The organism is Megasphaera sp. DISK 18 (assembly GCF_001682955.1).
Taxonomy (GTDB): domain Bacteria; phylum Bacillota; class Negativicutes; order Veillonellales; family Megasphaeraceae; genus Megasphaera; species Megasphaera massiliensis.
In genome coordinates this window covers 1-850 of record NZ_LUGJ01000014.1, presented here as the reverse complement: position 1 = coordinate 850, position 850 = coordinate 1, and the positions used below count along the sequence as shown (strand labels likewise).

At 42.7% G+C, this 850-nt stretch carries 1 protein-coding gene; it reads left to right on the top strand.

The annotated features are described in order from the left end of the window. The coding region (locus tag A0U42_RS03105) for an IS3 family transposase (protein WP_141669494.1) at positions 1-769 on the top strand (769 nt) is incomplete at its 5' end. Positions 770-850 lie beyond the last annotated feature (81 nt).

Below are 850 nucleotides of genomic sequence, written 5' to 3'. Positions count from 1 at the left end.
AATCCCTGCGATGGAACAAGAAAACAGGTTGGTTGCGGAAAAGGTAGAAGAAATTCACCGGGCTTATCCGGATAAAGGATACCGCCGAATTCGAGACGATATGGAACGGTATTACGGCATGCACCTCAATGACAAACGAGTACTCCGGATTTGTCGTGAAGAAAACATCAAGTCTACTATTAAGTATCGCAGCCACGGATGTACCCGTCGGGCTTCAACTCCGCAATTTATAGCCGAAAATATACTGGGCAGAGACTTTATAGCGGAAGCGCCCAATGAAAAATGGCTTACAGACGTTACCGAATTTAAGTATCATCTTGGAAATGAGGTTCATAAAATATACCTGAGTGCCATCCTTGATCTGTATGACCGAAGAATTGTTTCTTTCGTAATTCGGGATAGAAATGACAATGCCTTAGTATTCGATACCTTCCATCAAGCCGTTGCTTCTAATCCGGAAGCCCATCCACTATTTCATAGTGATCGAGGATACCAATATACCAGCAGAAGTTTCCATGCTAAACTGAAGGATGCCGGGATGGTACAAAGCATGTCTCGCGTGGGAAAATGTATCGATAATGGTCCTATGGAAGGATTTTGGGGCATCTTAAAACGGGAACGTTACTATGGCCATCGTTTTACAGATAGAGAAACACTGATTAAAGCGATAGAAGAATATATTGAATACTACAATACAAAACGATTACAGAGAAAGCTGGGAGTCTTGACTCCCATGGAAAAGCATGCCAGCTATTGGTTGGCCGCATAAAAAAACTGCCACCGGAAACCGGTGGCAGAAACAAAATCTATTTATGTTTTTTCGAGTGTCTACTTGACGGGTAGCAGTTCA